17 protein-coding genes are annotated in these 15251 nt (G+C 59.0%); 11 read left to right on the forward strand and 6 right to left on the reverse strand.

What is annotated here, in order from left to right:
• The first annotated feature begins 6 nt into the window (after positions 1-6).
• Complete coding sequence (locus tag AC6RA8_RS03725) at positions 7-798, forward strand: enoyl-ACP reductase FabI (RefSeq protein WP_500350782.1); 792 nt, start codon at positions 7-9, stop codon at positions 796-798.
• Between the two features lie 10 nt (positions 799-808).
• Here the strand turns inward: AC6RA8_RS03725 and AC6RA8_RS03730 are convergent, their stop codons facing one another.
• Positions 809-1612: a sulfotransferase family protein gene (locus AC6RA8_RS03730; protein WP_500350783.1), complete on the reverse strand. Its 804-nt coding sequence runs from the start codon at positions 1610-1612 to the stop codon at positions 809-811.
• Between the two features lie 175 nt (positions 1613-1787).
• On the opposite strand from AC6RA8_RS03730, the gene AC6RA8_RS03735 reads away from it, so the two are divergent.
• Positions 1788-2156 carry a hypothetical protein gene (locus AC6RA8_RS03735; protein WP_500350784.1) on the forward strand — a complete coding sequence of 123 codons (369 nt, stop codon included), beginning with the start codon at positions 1788-1790 and terminating at the stop codon, positions 2154-2156.
• A 44-nt stretch (positions 2157-2200) separates the two neighbouring features.
• Here the strand turns inward: AC6RA8_RS03735 and AC6RA8_RS03740 are convergent, their stop codons facing one another.
• Positions 2201-2635: an FKBP-type peptidyl-prolyl cis-trans isomerase gene (locus tag AC6RA8_RS03740; protein WP_500350785.1), complete on the reverse strand. Its 435-nt coding sequence runs from the start codon at positions 2633-2635 to the stop codon at positions 2201-2203.
• 134 nt (positions 2636-2769) lie between these two features.
• On the opposite strand from AC6RA8_RS03740, the gene AC6RA8_RS03745 reads away from it, so the two are divergent.
• From AC6RA8_RS03745 to AC6RA8_RS03785, 9 genes are all read left to right on the forward strand, one after another.
• Positions 2770-3456 (forward strand): haloacid dehalogenase type II, encoded by a 687-nt coding sequence (locus tag AC6RA8_RS03745; RefSeq protein WP_500350786.1) that lies wholly within the window; start codon positions 2770-2772, stop codon positions 3454-3456.
• A complete protein-coding gene (locus AC6RA8_RS03750) occupies positions 3453-4271 on the forward strand; it encodes an alpha/beta fold hydrolase (RefSeq protein WP_500350787.1) in 819 nt (272 codons plus the stop codon). Before AC6RA8_RS03745 ends, AC6RA8_RS03750 begins: the two co-directional genes overlap by 4 nt.
• Positions 4250-5239 carry a threonine ammonia-lyase gene (locus AC6RA8_RS03755; protein ID WP_500350788.1) on the forward strand — a complete coding sequence of 330 codons (990 nt, stop codon included), beginning with the start codon at positions 4250-4252 and terminating at the stop codon, positions 5237-5239. Before AC6RA8_RS03750 ends, AC6RA8_RS03755 begins: the two co-directional genes overlap by 22 nt.
• Entirely contained in the window at positions 5236-6426 is a 1191-nt protein-coding gene (locus tag AC6RA8_RS03760; protein ID WP_500350789.1) for an endonuclease/exonuclease/phosphatase family protein, read from the forward strand. Before AC6RA8_RS03755 ends, AC6RA8_RS03760 begins: the two co-directional genes overlap by 4 nt.
• A 5-nt stretch (positions 6427-6431) precedes the next feature.
• Complete coding sequence (pcaD, locus tag AC6RA8_RS03765; RefSeq protein WP_500350790.1) at positions 6432-7220, forward strand: 3-oxoadipate enol-lactonase; 789 nt, start codon at positions 6432-6434, stop codon at positions 7218-7220.
• Positions 7221-7223: 3 nt separating this feature from the next.
• On the forward strand, positions 7224-8546 hold the full coding sequence (locus tag AC6RA8_RS03770) for a lyase family protein (RefSeq protein WP_500350791.1): 1323 nt from the start codon (positions 7224-7226) through the stop codon (positions 8544-8546).
• Positions 8543-9772, forward strand: a complete 1230-nt coding sequence (locus AC6RA8_RS03775; RefSeq protein WP_500350792.1) for a TCR/Tet family MFS transporter — start codon at positions 8543-8545, stop codon at positions 9770-9772. Before AC6RA8_RS03770 ends, AC6RA8_RS03775 begins: the two co-directional genes overlap by 4 nt.
• A gap of 73 nt (positions 9773-9845) precedes the next feature.
• On the forward strand, positions 9846-10940 hold the full coding sequence (locus AC6RA8_RS03780; RefSeq protein ID WP_500350793.1) for a Zn-dependent alcohol dehydrogenase: 1095 nt from the start codon (positions 9846-9848) through the stop codon (positions 10938-10940).
• A gap of 88 nt (positions 10941-11028) precedes the next feature.
• Complete coding sequence (locus AC6RA8_RS03785) at positions 11029-12261, forward strand: mandelate racemase/muconate lactonizing enzyme family protein (protein WP_500350794.1); 1233 nt, start codon at positions 11029-11031, stop codon at positions 12259-12261.
• Here the strand turns inward: AC6RA8_RS03785 and AC6RA8_RS03790 are convergent.
• From AC6RA8_RS03790 to AC6RA8_RS03805, 4 genes are read right to left on the reverse strand one after another with little or no spacing between them, the layout of a single operon-like run.
• Positions 12258-12788 (reverse strand): CIA30 family protein, encoded by a 531-nt coding sequence (locus AC6RA8_RS03790; protein ID WP_500350795.1) that lies wholly within the window; start codon positions 12786-12788, stop codon positions 12258-12260. The genes AC6RA8_RS03785 and AC6RA8_RS03790 overlap by 4 nt on opposite strands.
• Positions 12785-13477 carry an RraA family protein gene (locus AC6RA8_RS03795; protein ID WP_500350796.1) on the reverse strand — a complete coding sequence of 231 codons (693 nt, stop codon included), beginning with the start codon at positions 13475-13477 and terminating at the stop codon, positions 12785-12787. The genes AC6RA8_RS03790 and AC6RA8_RS03795 overlap by 4 nt, the downstream gene beginning before the upstream one ends.
• A 3-nt stretch (positions 13478-13480) precedes the next feature.
• Entirely contained in the window at positions 13481-14605 is a 1125-nt protein-coding gene (locus AC6RA8_RS03800) for a cobalamin-independent methionine synthase II family protein (RefSeq protein WP_500350797.1), read from the reverse strand.
• 11 nt (positions 14606-14616) lie between these two features.
• The gene (locus tag AC6RA8_RS03805; RefSeq protein ID WP_500350798.1) at positions 14617-15228 is read right to left on the reverse strand and encodes a class I SAM-dependent DNA methyltransferase; all 612 of its coding nucleotides are present in this window, start codon (positions 15226-15228) and stop codon (positions 14617-14619) included.
• Positions 15229-15251 lie beyond the last annotated feature (23 nt).

A 15251-nucleotide genomic window follows, 5' to 3' on the forward strand; every position in this document is an offset into this window, starting at 1 on the left:
TTCACTATGACGGGATTGCTTGAGGGAAAACGCGGCCTTGTGATGGGCGTAGCAAACGACCGGTCCATTGCTTGGGGCATTGCCAAGGCAATGCACGAGGCTGGCGCGGAACTGGCGTTCAGCTATCAAGGTGAAGCATTTGGCAAACGGCTTGAACCGCTGGCAGCAAGTGTTGGCTCGGATTTCATGGTTGACGTTGATGTAACGAATGACGCGTCGCTGGACGCCGCGTTCGACGCCTTGGAAGCACGCTGGCCGACCATCGATTTTGTTGTTCACGCAATCGCTTACTCAAACAAATCCGAACTGACTGGCCGGTTCCTGAACACCAGCCGCGCCAACTTCAAGCATTCGATGGACATCTCGGCGTATTCCTTCATCGAAGTGGCACGCCGTGCACATTCGATGATGCTGGAGAACGGCGGCACATTACTGACCTTGACTTACCAGGGATCGAACCGGGTTGTACCCAACTACAACGTGATGGGTGTGGCCAAAGCTGCACTGGAATCTGCGACGCGGTACCTGGCCAACGATCTGGGCCCAGAGGGCATCCGCGTGAATGCAATTTCGCCCGGTCCGATGAAGACATTGGCTGGCTCGGCCATTGCGGGCGCGCGCAAGACCTACAAGCACACGGATCAGAATGCACCCATGCGTTCGAACGCCACGCTCGAGGCGGTGGGCGGCACAGCTGTGTATTTGTGTTCTGACGCCGGGGCCTGCACAACGGGCGAGATCATTCGTGTCGACGGCGGCTTTCACGTACTGGGTATGCCTCAACCGGATCACCTTTGAACGGTTGCGGCTACATCCAGGATAGTTTGCGGCCCAGAAACCGCTCAAGCCGCGCGTCGGACTGGGCGTAAAACTCGCGAAGGCGCGTTTTTTGTCCCGATTGTAAGGTTCCCCTTGGATGCGCGTTCTCTTTCAGCGAGGGATCAACCAGCAGGTCTGGCAGGCCAAGAAAATCGGTCACGGCGTCAATCACTGATTGCGGGTTTTCACGCAGTTCAACGAAATCCAGCACGAGAAATCGATCCGCGTGAAAGACTTCGTTCCATGCTTCCAACTGGTCGATGTAGTGACCGCGACGCACATAGCTGAACCAATTCAGTTCTGGGCTGTGCACCAAGTCCCGGTTTTTGACCTGCGCGTGGGCATCACGCGTGCGTTCTTCTTCCAATGACAAGGCAACATCGAAGCTCTCTGTCTCCCGCCCTGTACGCAACATGTGATGGTAGTGTGACACACATCTTTCCACCGGGTCGCGCAGGATAGCGATGAATTTTGCCTCTGGCAGTGCGGCCTTTACGCGGTGCTTCACATCCGGCTCGAACAGATAGGCGGGTGTTGTTTCAAAGCACATCCTGTCACCCGCATCACTGAACTGATCAGCATACCAGGGAAGTCCATTGAGAAAGTGCTGATTGAAGAAATGCAGTTCTTTTTGTTGCGGTGCAAAAATATCCGGGTGCGAAGCGAGATGTGCGTGCAGAGTAGATGTGCCGCACTTCATCGCGCCGATGATCAGAAGCGTTGGCAGGGTTCGACCGGACCGTTGAGTACGGCACTTTGCGATTTCCCGCTCTATCTGAAACTGATCACTCATTGCGCCTCCTTGGCTACTGGAGTGCTTAGTGCAAATGACCGGGCGCGGCGAGCAAGTTGAACGTGTTCCACCCATTGTTTTACGCAGATTATCTGGGGCCGATTAGGTCTCAGTTAACGGAATTGCCCCACAATTTGCCGCAAAATCGCCCATTTGAATTGCGAGGATGTCCATCATGGCAAAGGATCGTCACAACCCGGCGCGTCAAGCGCGCATATTGGAGCGCAGGGCAGCACGCACCCGGCGATCCAAGGGGTTGGGACGGTTGTTGTTTTCGCTGACAGGAATAGGGCTTCTGCTGGCGCTGCGGTTAAATCCCGGGATCGTGGAAGAGGTCGTGGCAATGGCTCACGATGTCCCAAAGCGGTCGCAACCTGCAAATTTCGAAGCGCCAGAACCGGTTCACGTACGTCATATGCCGCGGGACGTAGTGCCGGTGCGCCGCGCAGGCACATTGCCACAAACCGAAGTGGCGAGCGATGATACACGACAACAGGCGGACGCCCTTGCGAACACGTTGCGCGGTCTAAACCCGGGTGGTTGACAGGATACTGGCGCGGCGGCGTTGCACCGCAGCGGCAACACAGGTCATCCAGCGTCTACAGACACCACTTCGAAATCGAAGGTCAGGTCTTTGCCTGCCAGCGGGTGGTTAGCATCTAGCGTCACCTCCTCCTCACCAACTTCGACCACGGTTACAGGCATCGGTTGGCCCTGAGGTGTCTGCATCTGCAACTGCAGACCGATCTCAAGCGGGATTTCGTCCGGGATCGCATCACGCGGCACGCCCTGCCGCAACGCCGGATTGATCGGTCCGTAGGCTTGATCGCACGGGATGTTGACCTTTTTCTTCTCACCCTCAGTCATGCCCGGCAGGGCCACATCAAGCCCTGGAATGATCTGACCGGACCCAACAACAAACTCCAGCGGGTCGCGCCCGTCCGAGCTGTCAAAGACGGTGCCATCCAGCAAAGTCCCGGTGTAGTGGATGCGCACGGTATCGCCGTCCTTGATCGCGGTCATGGTCCATCTCCCAACATGTCTGTCCTTTTGACAGATGGCACACACTGCCTGTCCATGGCAGTAGGGTAAACCCCACCTCGCCCCTTTTCGTTCGTGTGCCTCCGTGCCAGTCTGTGCACAAGGGAGTGCCACTAATGCCTATCACGACTTGTATTTTTGACGCCTACGGCACGCTTTTTGATGTGGCGGCAGCCGCACGCATTGCCGCAGCAGAACCAAGCTTTCCGCGGTTGGCGGACACATGGCCTGCGGTGGCCGAACACTGGCGGCAGAAACAACTTCAATACACATGGCTTCGCGCCATTACCAATGCACACACTGATTTCTGGCAGGTCACGCAGGAGGGTCTTGATTGGGCACTCGAGCGCAACGGCCTGGCAGACGATGCTGCCCTACGCGAGCGTTTGCTGGCGCTTTACTGGGAATTGCAGGCATATCCTGAAGTGCCAGCGATGCTGCATGGGTTGAAGGATGCCGGAATGAACACTGCCATCCTGTCGAACGGGTCGCCGGATATGCTGAACGGGGCTGTTCAATCGGCTGGGATCGGTGATGTTTTGGATGATTGCCTGTCAGTGGAAAGCGTCGGCATCTTCAAGCCCGACAGCCGGGTCTATGACCTTGTCGGCCAACGTTTTGGATGTGCTGCCAACGAAGTACTTTTTGTATCCTCAAACGGATGGGATGCCGCAGGCGCATCCGGCTATGGGTTCACGACGGCTTGGGTAAACCGCGCGGGTGAGCCTGTGGACCGTTTGCCGTGGGCACCGCAGCATATGTTGACCGACCTGACCGGCATTCCAGAGCTGGCCCGCATATGAGCACGTTTCAGACGTCGGATGGCCTGTCTCTGTACTTTGAGGACCATGGCGAAGGGCTACCGCTGCTGTGCCTGCCCGGTCTGACCCGCACCACGCAGGATTTCCAGTACATCACACCGCATCTTCCGCCCTGTCGCCTGATCAAGCTGGACTATCGTGGGCGCGGGCAATCGCAATGGGATGACAGCTGGCAGAACTATACCCTACCGGTTGAGATACGCGATGTGATGGAACTGCTGGATCATCTGTCGCTGTCCGCGGTCGCAATTCTTGGCACGTCACGCGGTGGGCTGAATGCTATGGGATTGGCGGCCACTGCGCCGGATCGCCTGCTTGGCGCTGTCCTGAATGACGTTGGACCAGAGCTGGACCCGGCAGGTCTGGCTGGCATCATGGCCTATCTGGGGCGCCGCCCCGCCGCGCGCACCTTGGCCGAAGCCGTTGCTGCGTTGCCTCACGTTCTGAAAGGGTTTGAGGGCGTTCCGACAGAGCGCTGGATCCAGGAAGCACACACGCATTTTGTCGAAACACAAGATGGCCTCGACATCACTTACGACCCACGCCTGCGCGATGCGGTCGAAGCAGGTGGAGAGATGCCGGATCTGTGGCCCTTCTTTGATGCGTTGGCAGGCAAGCCGCTGGCCCTAATCCGCGGTGATGGATCTGACTTGTTGAGCGCAGAGACGGCGCAAAGAATGCAAGATCGTCACCCCGATATGATCTTTGCCGACGTTCCGGGCCGCGGCCATGTGCCGTTTTTGGATGAACCTGAAGCCTTGGCAGCAATACGGGCATGGATGGAGAAGTTGGTTTGAACATTGAAATGATCCGCGCAGCGGCTGCGCGGCTGGAGGGGCACGCACGCAAGACCCCTCTTCTCAATTCCCCTTTCATCGACGAGATCGCGGGCCGTCGCGTCTGGATCAAACCAGAATGCCTGCAACATACTGGCAGCTTCAAGTTCCGCGGGGCGTGGTCTGCACTGTCGGCATTGGACGAGGTCACGCGGGCCGCAGGGGTCATCGCTTTTTCCAGTGGCAATCACGCACAGGGCGTGGCGCTTGCGGCACAGATGCATGGTGTGCCGTCCGTCATCGTTATGCCCAGCGATGCGCCCGCACTCAAAATTGCGAATACCAAGGCGCTCGGCGCCGAAGTGGTGCTCTATGAGCGTGGGTCCGGTGATCGTGACGCGATCGGTGCGCAGCTGGCCAAGGAACGCGGTCTGACATTGATCAAGCCCTTCGATGAGCCGCAGGTGATTGCGGGCCAGGGGACAACTGGTCTTGAGATCGCAGAACAGGCAGCGGCTGTCGGGGTGACAACAGCTGACGTGATTGTCTGTTGCGGCGGCGGCGGATTGACCAGCGGCATTGCACTCGCGCTAGAGACTGAAGCGCCGAGTCTGCGTGTGCGCCCGGCGGAACCGGAAGGGTTCGACGATGTGGCGCGGTCCTTGCGCTCGGGCCAGATTGAACGGAACTCTGCGGTTTCGGGCAACATATGTGACGCCATCATCACACCACAGCCTGGCGACCTGACTTTTCCCATACTGAAGCGTTTGTGCGGCCCCGGCCTTGTCGTCAGCGAGGACGAGGCTTTGCACGCTGTTGCGCAGGCCTTTTTACGGTTGAAAGTCGTCGCTGAACCCGGCGGAGCAGTGGCCCTTGCTGCCGCCTTGTGTCGGCAGGACCAGATAGAGGGGAACGACGTGATCGTCACGATATCGGGCGGAAACGTGGATCCTGACCTATTCAAACGCGCATTGGACACACTTGCATGACTGAATTTTCAATCGCCAGCTTCAACGTCAAAAACCTGATCGGCCCGGATCAGGAATACTATCGGTTCCAGCAGTACACGCCCGAAGAATACGCCTGGAAAGTCGATTGGCTGTCCGAGCAGGTACAGACCATGGATGCCGACATCGTGGGATTTCAGGAGATTTTTGAAGAGGGTGCCCTGCGAGAGGTGATCGATGCTGCGGATGCAGAGGGCATGGCCGACAACGCTCAGCACATACCCGGCCCTAACAAGCGCTATCGGCGCAAGGCAATTTTTCGCAAGCTGGCCTATCGCCCCTATACCAGTGCGGCATTGGCCGTGGCTGCAAATGTGAACGACGGCGGGCCGGGGCAGCGTCGCCCGGGTGTCGCAATCCTGTCGCGCTTCGGTTTCGAAGGTAAACCAGAGATCATTCAGGACTTGCCCGAACCTGTGGATATCGACTTTGGCCCCATGGGCCCAGATGGAGGCGGCAGCTTTCGCCTGACCCGTTTGAGCCGTCCGATCCTCAAGGTGCGCATACCCGTCGGCAATCATGTCATCACCGTTTTCAACTGCCATTTGAAATCGAAACTGGGTGAGTTTGTTCGCCCTGAGGGCGCCGACTTTCCGCCGGAAGTGGATTTGACCCGCTATGATCCGGTGGGCAGGGCATTAGGTGGTCTGCGCGCTTCTTTGCGCCGCATGGCAGAGGCTTGGGTGCTGCGCCGTGCTGTCATCGCGGAGTTGCGAGCTGGGTACCCGGTGATGGCCATGGGCGATTTCAATGATGGCGAACATGCCGTCAGTTCGGAGATCATCAGCGGCGAACACCCTTTCAAAAACTATGCGTGGATGCTCCGCCACGACGCTGAAACCCCGCGTGATCGCTATTCGGAGGAAGAAGACGCACAAATACGCGAAGATATTGAGGCGGTGCGCCTGCACTCGGCGGAAAAGCAGTTCATCCGCAAGTCGTCCCGCGACATGGTGTATACGGCAGCGTTTGGCGGCGTGTACGAAAGCATCGACCAGATTTACATGTCCCGCCATTTTCTACCTGACGCGAAGGGAAGCATCGGACAGATGGACTATTTCAGCGTGTTGAACGATCATTTGACCGATGGCAGCCATGCCGAGGCACCGTATAACAAGCTCGCCTCGGATCACGGGCAGATCATCGCGCATATGCGGCTGAAGGATTAGGCACCATGCACATGGCGGATTTGGGCGACGTACGCCTGCACTACCGCATCGACGGTCCGGAGGATGGCGCGCCGGTGGTCTTCGTAAACTCGCTCGGGACCGACATGCGGCTGTGGGATCCGATCCTGCCCTTGCTGCCCGAAGGTCTGCGCATCCTGCGATTTGATAAGCGGGGTCACGGACTGTCGACCTGCCCGCCTGCCCCCTACTCCATGGGGCAACTGGTCAGTGACTGTGAACGGTTGATGGATCTCCAGGGCTTTAAGGACGTGATGTTTGTGGGCCTCTCTATCGGGGGCATGGTTGCTCAAGGGCTGGCGGTAAAGCGGCTGGACCTGATGCGCGCCATGGTGCTGTCCAACACCGGGGCCAAGATCGGCACCAAAGAGATGTGGGCCGACCGCATTCAGGATGTGGAAACGGGCGGGATCGAAGCGCTGGCCGATGCGGTCATGGATCGCTGGTTTTCGAAGGAGTTTCACCAAACGTCTGAATTGGAGCTGTGGCACAACATGCTGGTCCGGCAGGAGGACGCGGGATACGCAGGCTGCTCGGCAGCGATCTCGGGCACGGATTTCTTTGCCACGACGGCTAAGCTGCGCCTTCCCACACTGGGCATTGCAGGGTCAGAAGATGGATCGACCCCGCTCGATCTGGTGCGCGAAACGGTCGATTTGATCCCCGGTAGCCAATTCCATCTAATCCGCAAGGCAGGCCATTTGCCATGCGTCGAACGACCAGACGAATTCGCCCGCGTCGTGACAGATTTTATGCGCGCGACGGGGCACATCTGATCTATGGCAGCTTCGGTTTTTTCGTCGGCCTTGTATGGTCAATTGTTCCCGACAGGTGAGGTTGGGCGACTGTGGTCCGACAGTGCCGAAGTACGTGCGATGCTGCTGGTCGAAGGCGCCTTGGCCAAGGTTCAGGGCGCGCAAGGCATCATCCCGGAAGTGAGTGCGGCCTTTATCCATCGCTCGTCCTTGGAAGTACAAATTGATCCTGCGGGCCTTGCTGAGGCGACGGGTCAGAATGGCGTTAGCGTGCCTGCTCTTGTGGCCGAGTTCCGAAAAGCAATGGAAGCACCGGAGCATGCGCAATATGCGCATTGGGGCGCGACCAGTCAGGACATCATCGACACTGCGCTCATGCTGCGCCTGCGCCAAACGTTAAATGCTCAGCAGGACGTGTTGAGCAAGATGCTCAGGGCAATGGGCGCTCAGGCCGCGATGCACGCAGAGACACCCATGGTCGCGCGCACCTATGGCCAGCATGCAACGCCTACGAGCTGGGGAGCTGTATTGGCGCAATGGGGCCAAGCCCTGGCCGACGCGATGCAGGAATTGCCAGCCTTGCGGGAAAGCTCTTTGTGGGTATCGCTCAGCGGCGCGGCTGGGACGGCATCGGCTTTGGGGCCAAAGGCAGATGAGACACGCGCCGAGCTGGCTGACGCGCTGAAGCTGCGCGATCCTGGCCGGAGTTGGCACACCGACCGTGGACCCGTCCTGCGTATTGCGGATTGGATGGCACGGATCGTGGCAACCCTATCCGCTTTGGGGCAAACCGCCGTCGTCCTTGCCGCTACTGAGGCCCAGGAAATTACGCTGGATGCGGCAGGATCATCATCGACCATGCCACAGAAGCAGAACCCAGTTGGGCCGTCCGCACTGGTGGCTCTTGGTCATCAAATGACGGGTTTACGGTCATCCTTCCAGGCAGCCGCGGCACACCAGAACCAGCGCGACGGGGCGGCTTGGTTTACCGAATGGATGGTAATGCCACAGACAGCCTTATGCTGCGCGGCGTCGCTCAACGTCGCAGACATGCTTGTATCAAGCTGGAAACCTAATACGGCAGCCATGGCATCCAAGTTTGAGGGCCTCGGCGGCGTTCACGCCGAGGCGTTGAGCTTTGCCTTGGCACAGCAGATGCCGCGCCCTGACGCACAGGCGGCCACCAAAGCACTTGTTGCCGAAGCCGTCGCATCGGAGCAGTCATTGGAGAGTGTCGCCCGCATTGCGCACCTGGATTTACCCGACACTCTTTTTGACCCAACCGCCCAACTGGGCACGGCCCCCGCAGACGCACGCGCCTTTGCCAACCGGGTGAAAGCCCTGTGAAGTTACCCGTCATCTTTATCCTGCTGACGGTCATGATCGACGCGATGGGCATTGGCCTGATCGTGCCGGTCATGCCGGACCTGATCCAAGAGGTTCAGGGCATGGGATTGGGCACGGCAGCCCTCTGGGGCGGGGTATTGTCGACCACCTTTGCTGCTATGCAATTTCTTTTTGGACCTCTTTTGGGTGCCTTGTCGGACCGCTATGGCCGCCGTCCCATACTGCTGGTTTCGCTGATTGTCCTGGCGCTCGACTACCTGGTCATGGCTGTTGCCGGCACGATCTGGCTGCTAGTGTTGGGCCGGATCGTTGGTGGCATCACTGCCGCCACACAATCCACGGCAAACGCCTACATGGCCGACATCTCGAAGCCTGAGCAGAAGGCTGCTAATTTCGGTCTGATCGGAGCGGCCTTTGGCATTGGCTTTGTGCTGGGTCCTGCCATGGGCGGGTTTCTCGCGGAGTATGGCACGCGTGCACCGTTCTATGCCGCGGCGGGCCTCGCCGCTGCAAATGCGATTTTCGGCTACATCGTTCTGAAAGAAACGGTTGATGACAGGATCCGGCGTTCTTTCACCTGGTCACGCGCAAATCCATTTGGCCTATTCAAACATCTGGGAAGACTCCCCGGTCTTGGACCGCTCCTTCTGGTGTTCTTCATCTACCAGATCGCGTTCATCGTCTATCCGGCGATCTGGGCCTATTACACGGCTGAGCGTTTTGATTGGTCGCCCGGCATGGTGGGCGTGTCACTAAGCCTATTTGGCATCTCGATGGCCGTGGTTCAGGGCGGATTGATCCGACCCATGCTGCGTTTTCTTGGGGAGCGCGGCGCGGTTATTTATGGGCACATCGCAGATGTCGCCGTGTTCCTGCTCATCGGCTTTGTCAGCTCTGGCACGTGGCTATTGATCCTGACCCCACTTGCAGCCTTGCCTGCGGTCATCACACCGGCCTTGCAAAGTATCATGTCGCAAGCTGTGGGCGACGATGAGCAAGGTGAGTTGCAGGGAGCGCTTGTGTCGATTGCAGCCCTCGCCATGATCGTGTCCCCGCTGCTGATGACCACGGTGTTCTACACGTTCACAACGCCGGACACGGGTATCTACTTGCCTGGCGCTCCGTTCCTGTTGGCTGCTGTTTTGATGGCGATTGCGCTGATGGTTTTTGTTCGGAAAGCCGGAACAACGACTTCACACAACGTCAGTGGTTCAACTGCGCCCTAGATCGGTCGTTTTCCGGCTTGCCTGCGCACCGCCGCTGCGTCACCGTCTCTGGAAAGAGAGGCAAAGGGACGACATGCAAAAAATCAAAGCCGCTGTATGCCACGCGTTTGGCGCCCCCCTTGTGGTCGAAGACATCCTGCTACGCACCCCCGAGATGGGCGAGGTCGAGGTTACGCTGGACGCGGTCGCAATTTGCCATTCCGATATTTCCTATGCAGAGGGCGCTTGGGGTGGCAGCCTGCCCGCTGTTTACGGACACGAAGCGGCCGGTGTGGTCAGCGCAGTGGGGCCCGGTGTGACGGGCCTGTCGAAAGGGGACAGTGTGGTTGTCACGCTGATCCGAGCGTGTGGGACGTGCCCGTCTTGCGCAAGCGGCAAACCAACGGTGTGTGAGACACCTTATGACGGCGACAAGGGGCCAATCCGTACCGCAGAAGATGGCAAACTGCATCAAGCCATGGCCTGCGGCGCCTTTGCCGAGAAGGTCGTGGTGGACCAGAAGCAGCTCGTGAAGATTTCAGCCGACATCTCGAAAGAGGCGGCGAGTCTGATCGCGTGTGGGGTCATCACCGGCGTCGGTGCCGTTGTGAACGCCGCTGGCCTGCGCGCGGGGCAGGATGTGGTTGTCATTGGTGCGGGCGGCGTCGGTCTGAACGCCATTCAGGGCGCTCGCATTGCAGGTGCCCGCCGCATCGTCGCCATCGACATGACCGAAGAAAAGCTGGAAGACGCCAAATCCTTTGGCGCAACCCACGGCGTACTGGCAACGGGCAAGTCGCCATGGCGCGCCAGCTACAAGGCCCTTGGCGGGAAGGGCGCTGAGGCGGTGATTGTCACCGTCGGCGCCATCCCGGCATATGAGCAGGCACCCAAATACCTGGGCCGTGGTGGCAAGGTTGTGATGGTCGGCATGCCACATTCCGGCGACACGGCCACATACGAACCCGTCATTCTGGCCGCAATCGGACAAGGCATGGTCGGGTCCAAGATGGGTGACGTGGTCATCCAACGGGATATTCCATGGATGGTGGACCTGTATCAGCAAGGCCGGTTGCAACTCGACAGCTTGATATCGGGCCGCTGGTCGCTGGATCAGATCAATGAAGCGATTGCCGACACGAAATCCGGGAAGGCAAGGCGGAACGTGATCCTGTTTGACAAGTCGTAGGGGCCAACCCACTGGGCTTTGCCCGCTCACTGAGAAGATGCCAATTACCTGCCCCGAAGCTACTGGAACAGACACGAGGGACTGTAGGATGAAACTCAAGGACCTCGACATCATCATTACGGCACCTCCAGCCCCTGGCTGGGGTGGGCGGTATTGGATCCTCGTCAAGGTGACGACCGATGACGGGATCGTCGGATGGGGTGAATGCTATGCCTCATCTGTTGGGCCGGAGGCGATGCGGGCTGTCATTGAGGATGTGTTTGACCGGCACATGCGCGGCGAAAACCCAGAAAACATCGAGTTGATGTTTCGACGCGCCTATTCCTCGGGCTTTACCCAACGACCTGATCTGACCGTCATGGGCGCGTTCTCGGGGCTGGAGATCGCGTGCTGGGACATCTTGGGCAAGGCGCGCGGACGACCCGTCTGGGCGCTGCTCGGTGGTCGAATGAACGACCGGATCCGCGCCTACACTTACCTGTATCCCCTGCCCCATCATGGCTTGGACGCATTCTGGACCTCTCCTGAAATGGCGGCAGAGGCGGCGTTGGACTGTGTTGACCGAGGGTATACGGCGGTGAAGTTCGACCCGGCTGGCCCCTACACCATGCGCGGCGGGCATATGCCGGGGATGCGGGACATCTCCCAGTCTGTGGCGTTCTGCGAGGCGATCCGCGAGGCAGTAGGCGACCGGGCCGATCTGCTGTTTGGAACTCACGGCCAGTTCACCACCGCCGGGGCCATTCGCCTCGGACAGGCGCTGGAACCCTACAGTCCACTGTGGTTCGAAGAGCCAATCCCACCGGATGCCGTTGAAGAGATGGCCAAAGTGGCGCGCGCCGTGCGCATCCCGGTTGCCACAGGTGAGCGGCTGACAACAAAGGCAGAGTTTACACCAGTTCTGCGCAGCGGCGCCGCCACAATACTGCAACCGGCCTTGGGCCGCGCAGGAGGGATCTGGGAGATGAAGAAGGTTGCGGCCATGGCCGAGGTCTACAACGCACAAATGGCACCGCATCTATATGCCGGACCCGTGGAATGGGCCGCCAACATCCATTTTGCGACGTCAATTCCGAACCTACTGATGTGCGAGACAATCGAAACGCCGTTCCACGATCAATTGATCAAAGGAAGCATTCGCGTCGAACATGGGTTCATAACGCCGCCGGACGCCCCTGGCTTGGGCATTGAGATCGATGAGGCACTGGCCCGCGCGCACCCATATTCTGGAGACGGTTTACATCTGCAGATGCAAGACGCTCCTTGCGACTACGAGAAGGGCAACAACTTCGAAGGCGGTGCGCCAGCCCCGCGCGACTAGCGATAAAAGCGCACGGCCGACACCGAGATGTCAGCCTCCATCTCGCGCCCGATGGCAAGGATGCCAACGCGGCGCAGGCGTCGTGGATCAAAAGCCGCATCCGTTCGGTGTGCTGTGAACGCGGTGAATGGAATTTCAATTGTTGTCCATTTGGCAGGTGCAGTGAACTCGGTCCGGAACGATTGCCAGGGCCGTGTCAGCGCGTCGGTCCGCAGGCGCAAGTCGTAGGTTTCGCCATTGCCAAGCACGTCCAGAGCGATGCCCGTAAACGCACTCGCATCAAACGTGTCGCCCCCGGCAAGATCGAATGCGATCTGGACGAAACCACCATTGTTGTCGAGCGAAACCAAGCCTGACAGACGCGTTGCGTCGCGGGCCTGAACAACCTCTTGCGTGGCCTGCCCTCTCGAGACGCCGCCCATAACCGTATCGGCCACATATTCCCATTGCGGGTCCAGATCGAGGGTTTGCGCCTGTGCCATTGCCCCGCAACATAGCAGCACAATGGCTGCCGCCCAGCGGATCATGTGCGCACCGCTTCGAATGCGGCCCACACGGCTTCAAACTCGTCAAAGCTGATGCGCTTGCCTTTGACCGAATCAAAAACGATGGTCTCGGAGCGCATAAGCGTGGCGATGGCCTCTGCCAGCCTAGGCGCCACATCTTTGGGTATCACAACCGCACCATGCCTGTCGGCGTGCACAAGATCACTAGGACAAATGTCGAGGCCGTGGATACGTACCGGCTGATCATAGTCGACAACGTGAACAAAACCGTGGCTTGGCCCAATTGAACCGGCGACGACAGGATAGCCATCCGCCAGATCACCGAGGTCCCGCATCACACCGTCGGTTAATGTGCCGGACAGACCAAAGGCCTTGTGGATGTTCGTATTCACCTCGCCCCAATAGGCACCAATCGCGTTTGGTACGTCCAGATCCTGCACGACACAGACCGAAGGGCGATCCCCTTCTGACATGTACTTGTAGTAGGCTATGCGCCGCGCCTTGATCACGTCCGCAGGTTCAGTTGGCGGAGCCAGTGCCCGGATGCGCGCGGTGCGGGCGTAGCCAACCATGACGCCGTCAGGGTCAGAGGCCAGCATCGTACCTCGCGTGAACGCGTTGAACCCCCGCCTGCCTTGAGCCACTTCAATGGCGTTACAAACTGTTGGTGTGTCGACCGATTTTAGCAAGCCATGCAGCGCGTCATCCATGGTTTACCCGTTCGCCAGTGCCGCGCCTTCTGACAGCGCTGTCAGCTTGGCAAAGGCAATTTCCGGATCAACCGAACCGAAGCCGGCAAAGGTGCCAAAGCCACAGTCGCTGCCGGCAATGACACGGTCGGGCCCAACAATGCCGGTGAACCGTTCGATACGCTGACGCACCACTTCGGGATGTTCGACAAAGTTGGTGGTTGTGTCCACAACGCCCGGCACCAGCACCTTATCATCTGGAATTTCCGACTTGCGGTCGCGGAACACAGTCCACTCGTGTGCATGGCGGGGGTTCGACGTTTCGAACAGCACATAGCGCGCCTTGGTCGCCATCAAGGTTGGAAACACCGTGTCCATTGCGATGTCACAGGTGTGCGGTCCTTCGTAATTGCCCCAACAGATGTGTACGCGGACCTTCTCGGCCGGAACATCCGCCAGCGCATGGTTCAACGCCTCGACATGCGCATCGGCGATCTTGAGGAATTCTGCATCGCTCAGGTCGTTGAACAGCATGTGCCGCGACAGGGCCAGGTCGGGGCAGTCGAGCTGTAGGTCCAACCCGGCACCCACGATGGTTTCATATTCCGCCTTCATCGCATCCGCGAGAGCAGCGAGATAGGCGTCCCGGGTTGAATAGAAGTCGTTTTGCAGAAAAAGCGAGATCACGCCCGGCGAGGCGGCGTTCATGAAACCGCGTTCCATCCCATGCTTCGACATCGCCGCCTTTAGGTTGGCGATGTCCATTTCCAGCTCGCCCTGCCCCTTGCTCTTCACTTCACCCGTGCACATTGGCCGGGCGTATTTCGGAGTACCGCCGTCATCCGCCAATCGCTTGAGAAAACTTGGAAATTGCTTGAGATCGGCAGGCGCATTGCGCGGGCTATCGCCGGAAAATCCGGTATAGCGATCCTTGACATAGGTTGCGTAGCTGATCTTGGACGTCTCGCCATCGCTGACAATGTCCACGCCTGCCGCCACCTGTTTGGCGACGGTGTCATCCACCGCTTCGGCCATGGCGGCATCAAATGCAACCTGATCAAACGCCTCCTCTCGCTCGCGGGCGAAGATGAAGTCGACGACCTTCTGTGTACGGGGAAGTGAACCCACGTGGGTGGTGGCGACAGGCATGGTACTCTCCTTCAAATCTTGCGGGCCATCAGAACGGAATGACTGTTGGTCTCGGGGTCTTCGGCTAAAAAACCGGTCAAACGCAAACTGTTTGCCTCAAGACACGTGGCATATTCGGCAGGCGATAGTGAGGCGTGGTAAACAGGTTCATCACCAACGGTGCCTTGTGCCTCACCCGCATCCGGCCCCACGGTCAGCATCACGATGCCGCCCGGTTCAAGGTGGCCAGCGATCCGCCCAATACAATCGCGTTGCGCATCTGCAGTCAGGTGGAAGAAACTGTTCCATCCGATAATGCCATCGAATGTTTCGCCGAGATCAAGGAGCCGCATATCGACCTGCCGCCAATCCCCGTTGGGCCAACGGCGGCGCGCGATGTCCAGCATCGGCTCCGAGAAGTCGACACCCGTCACGCAGAACCCTTCGGCCTTGAACCAGCGCGCAATAGGCTCACCTGTGCCGCACCCCAGATCGAGTACCCGCGCGCCCGTCGCCAGCCCGGCAGCAAAGCGTGCAAGCCAGCGCGCCTCGAACAGCGCGCGGGACCGTTGCGCATCATAGATCTCTGCCTGCCGGTCATAGACCGCGCGAATGTCGTCGGGGTCAGCCTTGATCCCGGTCATTTGTGCGCTCCCCGATCATACGC

The sequence above is a fragment of the Tateyamaria sp. genome (assembly GCF_059783535.1).

Bases quoted from the DNA above. Each gene is read 5' to 3' on its own strand.
- AC6RA8_RS03725 (WP_500350782.1), top strand. From the start codon at position 7: ATGACGGGATTGCTTGAGGGAAAACGCGGCCTTGTGATGGGCGTAGCA.
- AC6RA8_RS03730 (WP_500350783.1), bottom strand. From the start codon at position 1,612: ATGAGTGATCAGTTTCAGATAGAGCGGGAAATCGCAAAGTGCCGTACT.
- AC6RA8_RS03735 (WP_500350784.1), top strand. From the start codon at position 1,788: ATGGCAAAGGATCGTCACAACCCGGCGCGTCAAGCGCGCATATTGGAG.
- AC6RA8_RS03740 (WP_500350785.1), bottom strand. From the start codon at position 2,635: ATGACCGCGATCAAGGACGGCGATACCGTGCGCATCCACTACACCGGG.
- AC6RA8_RS03745 (WP_500350786.1), top strand. From the start codon at position 2,770: ATGCCTATCACGACTTGTATTTTTGACGCCTACGGCACGCTTTTTGAT.
- AC6RA8_RS03750 (WP_500350787.1), top strand. From the start codon at position 3,453: ATGAGCACGTTTCAGACGTCGGATGGCCTGTCTCTGTACTTTGAGGAC.
- AC6RA8_RS03755 (WP_500350788.1), top strand. From the start codon at position 4,250: ATGGATGGAGAAGTTGGTTTGAACATTGAAATGATCCGCGCAGCGGCT.
- AC6RA8_RS03760 (WP_500350789.1), top strand. From the start codon at position 5,236: ATGACTGAATTTTCAATCGCCAGCTTCAACGTCAAAAACCTGATCGGC.
- pcaD (WP_500350790.1), top strand. From the start codon at position 6,432: ATGCACATGGCGGATTTGGGCGACGTACGCCTGCACTACCGCATCGAC.
- AC6RA8_RS03770 (WP_500350791.1), top strand. From the start codon at position 7,224: ATGGCAGCTTCGGTTTTTTCGTCGGCCTTGTATGGTCAATTGTTCCCG.
- AC6RA8_RS03780 (WP_500350793.1), top strand. From the start codon at position 9,846: ATGCAAAAAATCAAAGCCGCTGTATGCCACGCGTTTGGCGCCCCCCTT.
- AC6RA8_RS03785 (WP_500350794.1), top strand. From the start codon at position 11,029: ATGAAACTCAAGGACCTCGACATCATCATTACGGCACCTCCAGCCCCT.
- AC6RA8_RS03790 (WP_500350795.1), bottom strand. From the start codon at position 12,788: ATGATCCGCTGGGCGGCAGCCATTGTGCTGCTATGTTGCGGGGCAATG.
- AC6RA8_RS03795 (WP_500350796.1), bottom strand. From the start codon at position 13,477: ATGGATGACGCGCTGCATGGCTTGCTAAAATCGGTCGACACACCAACA.
- AC6RA8_RS03800 (WP_500350797.1), bottom strand. From the start codon at position 14,605: ATGCCTGTCGCCACCACCCACGTGGGTTCACTTCCCCGTACACAGAAG.
- AC6RA8_RS03805 (WP_500350798.1), bottom strand. From the start codon at position 15,228: ATGACCGGGATCAAGGCTGACCCCGACGACATTCGCGCGGTCTATGAC.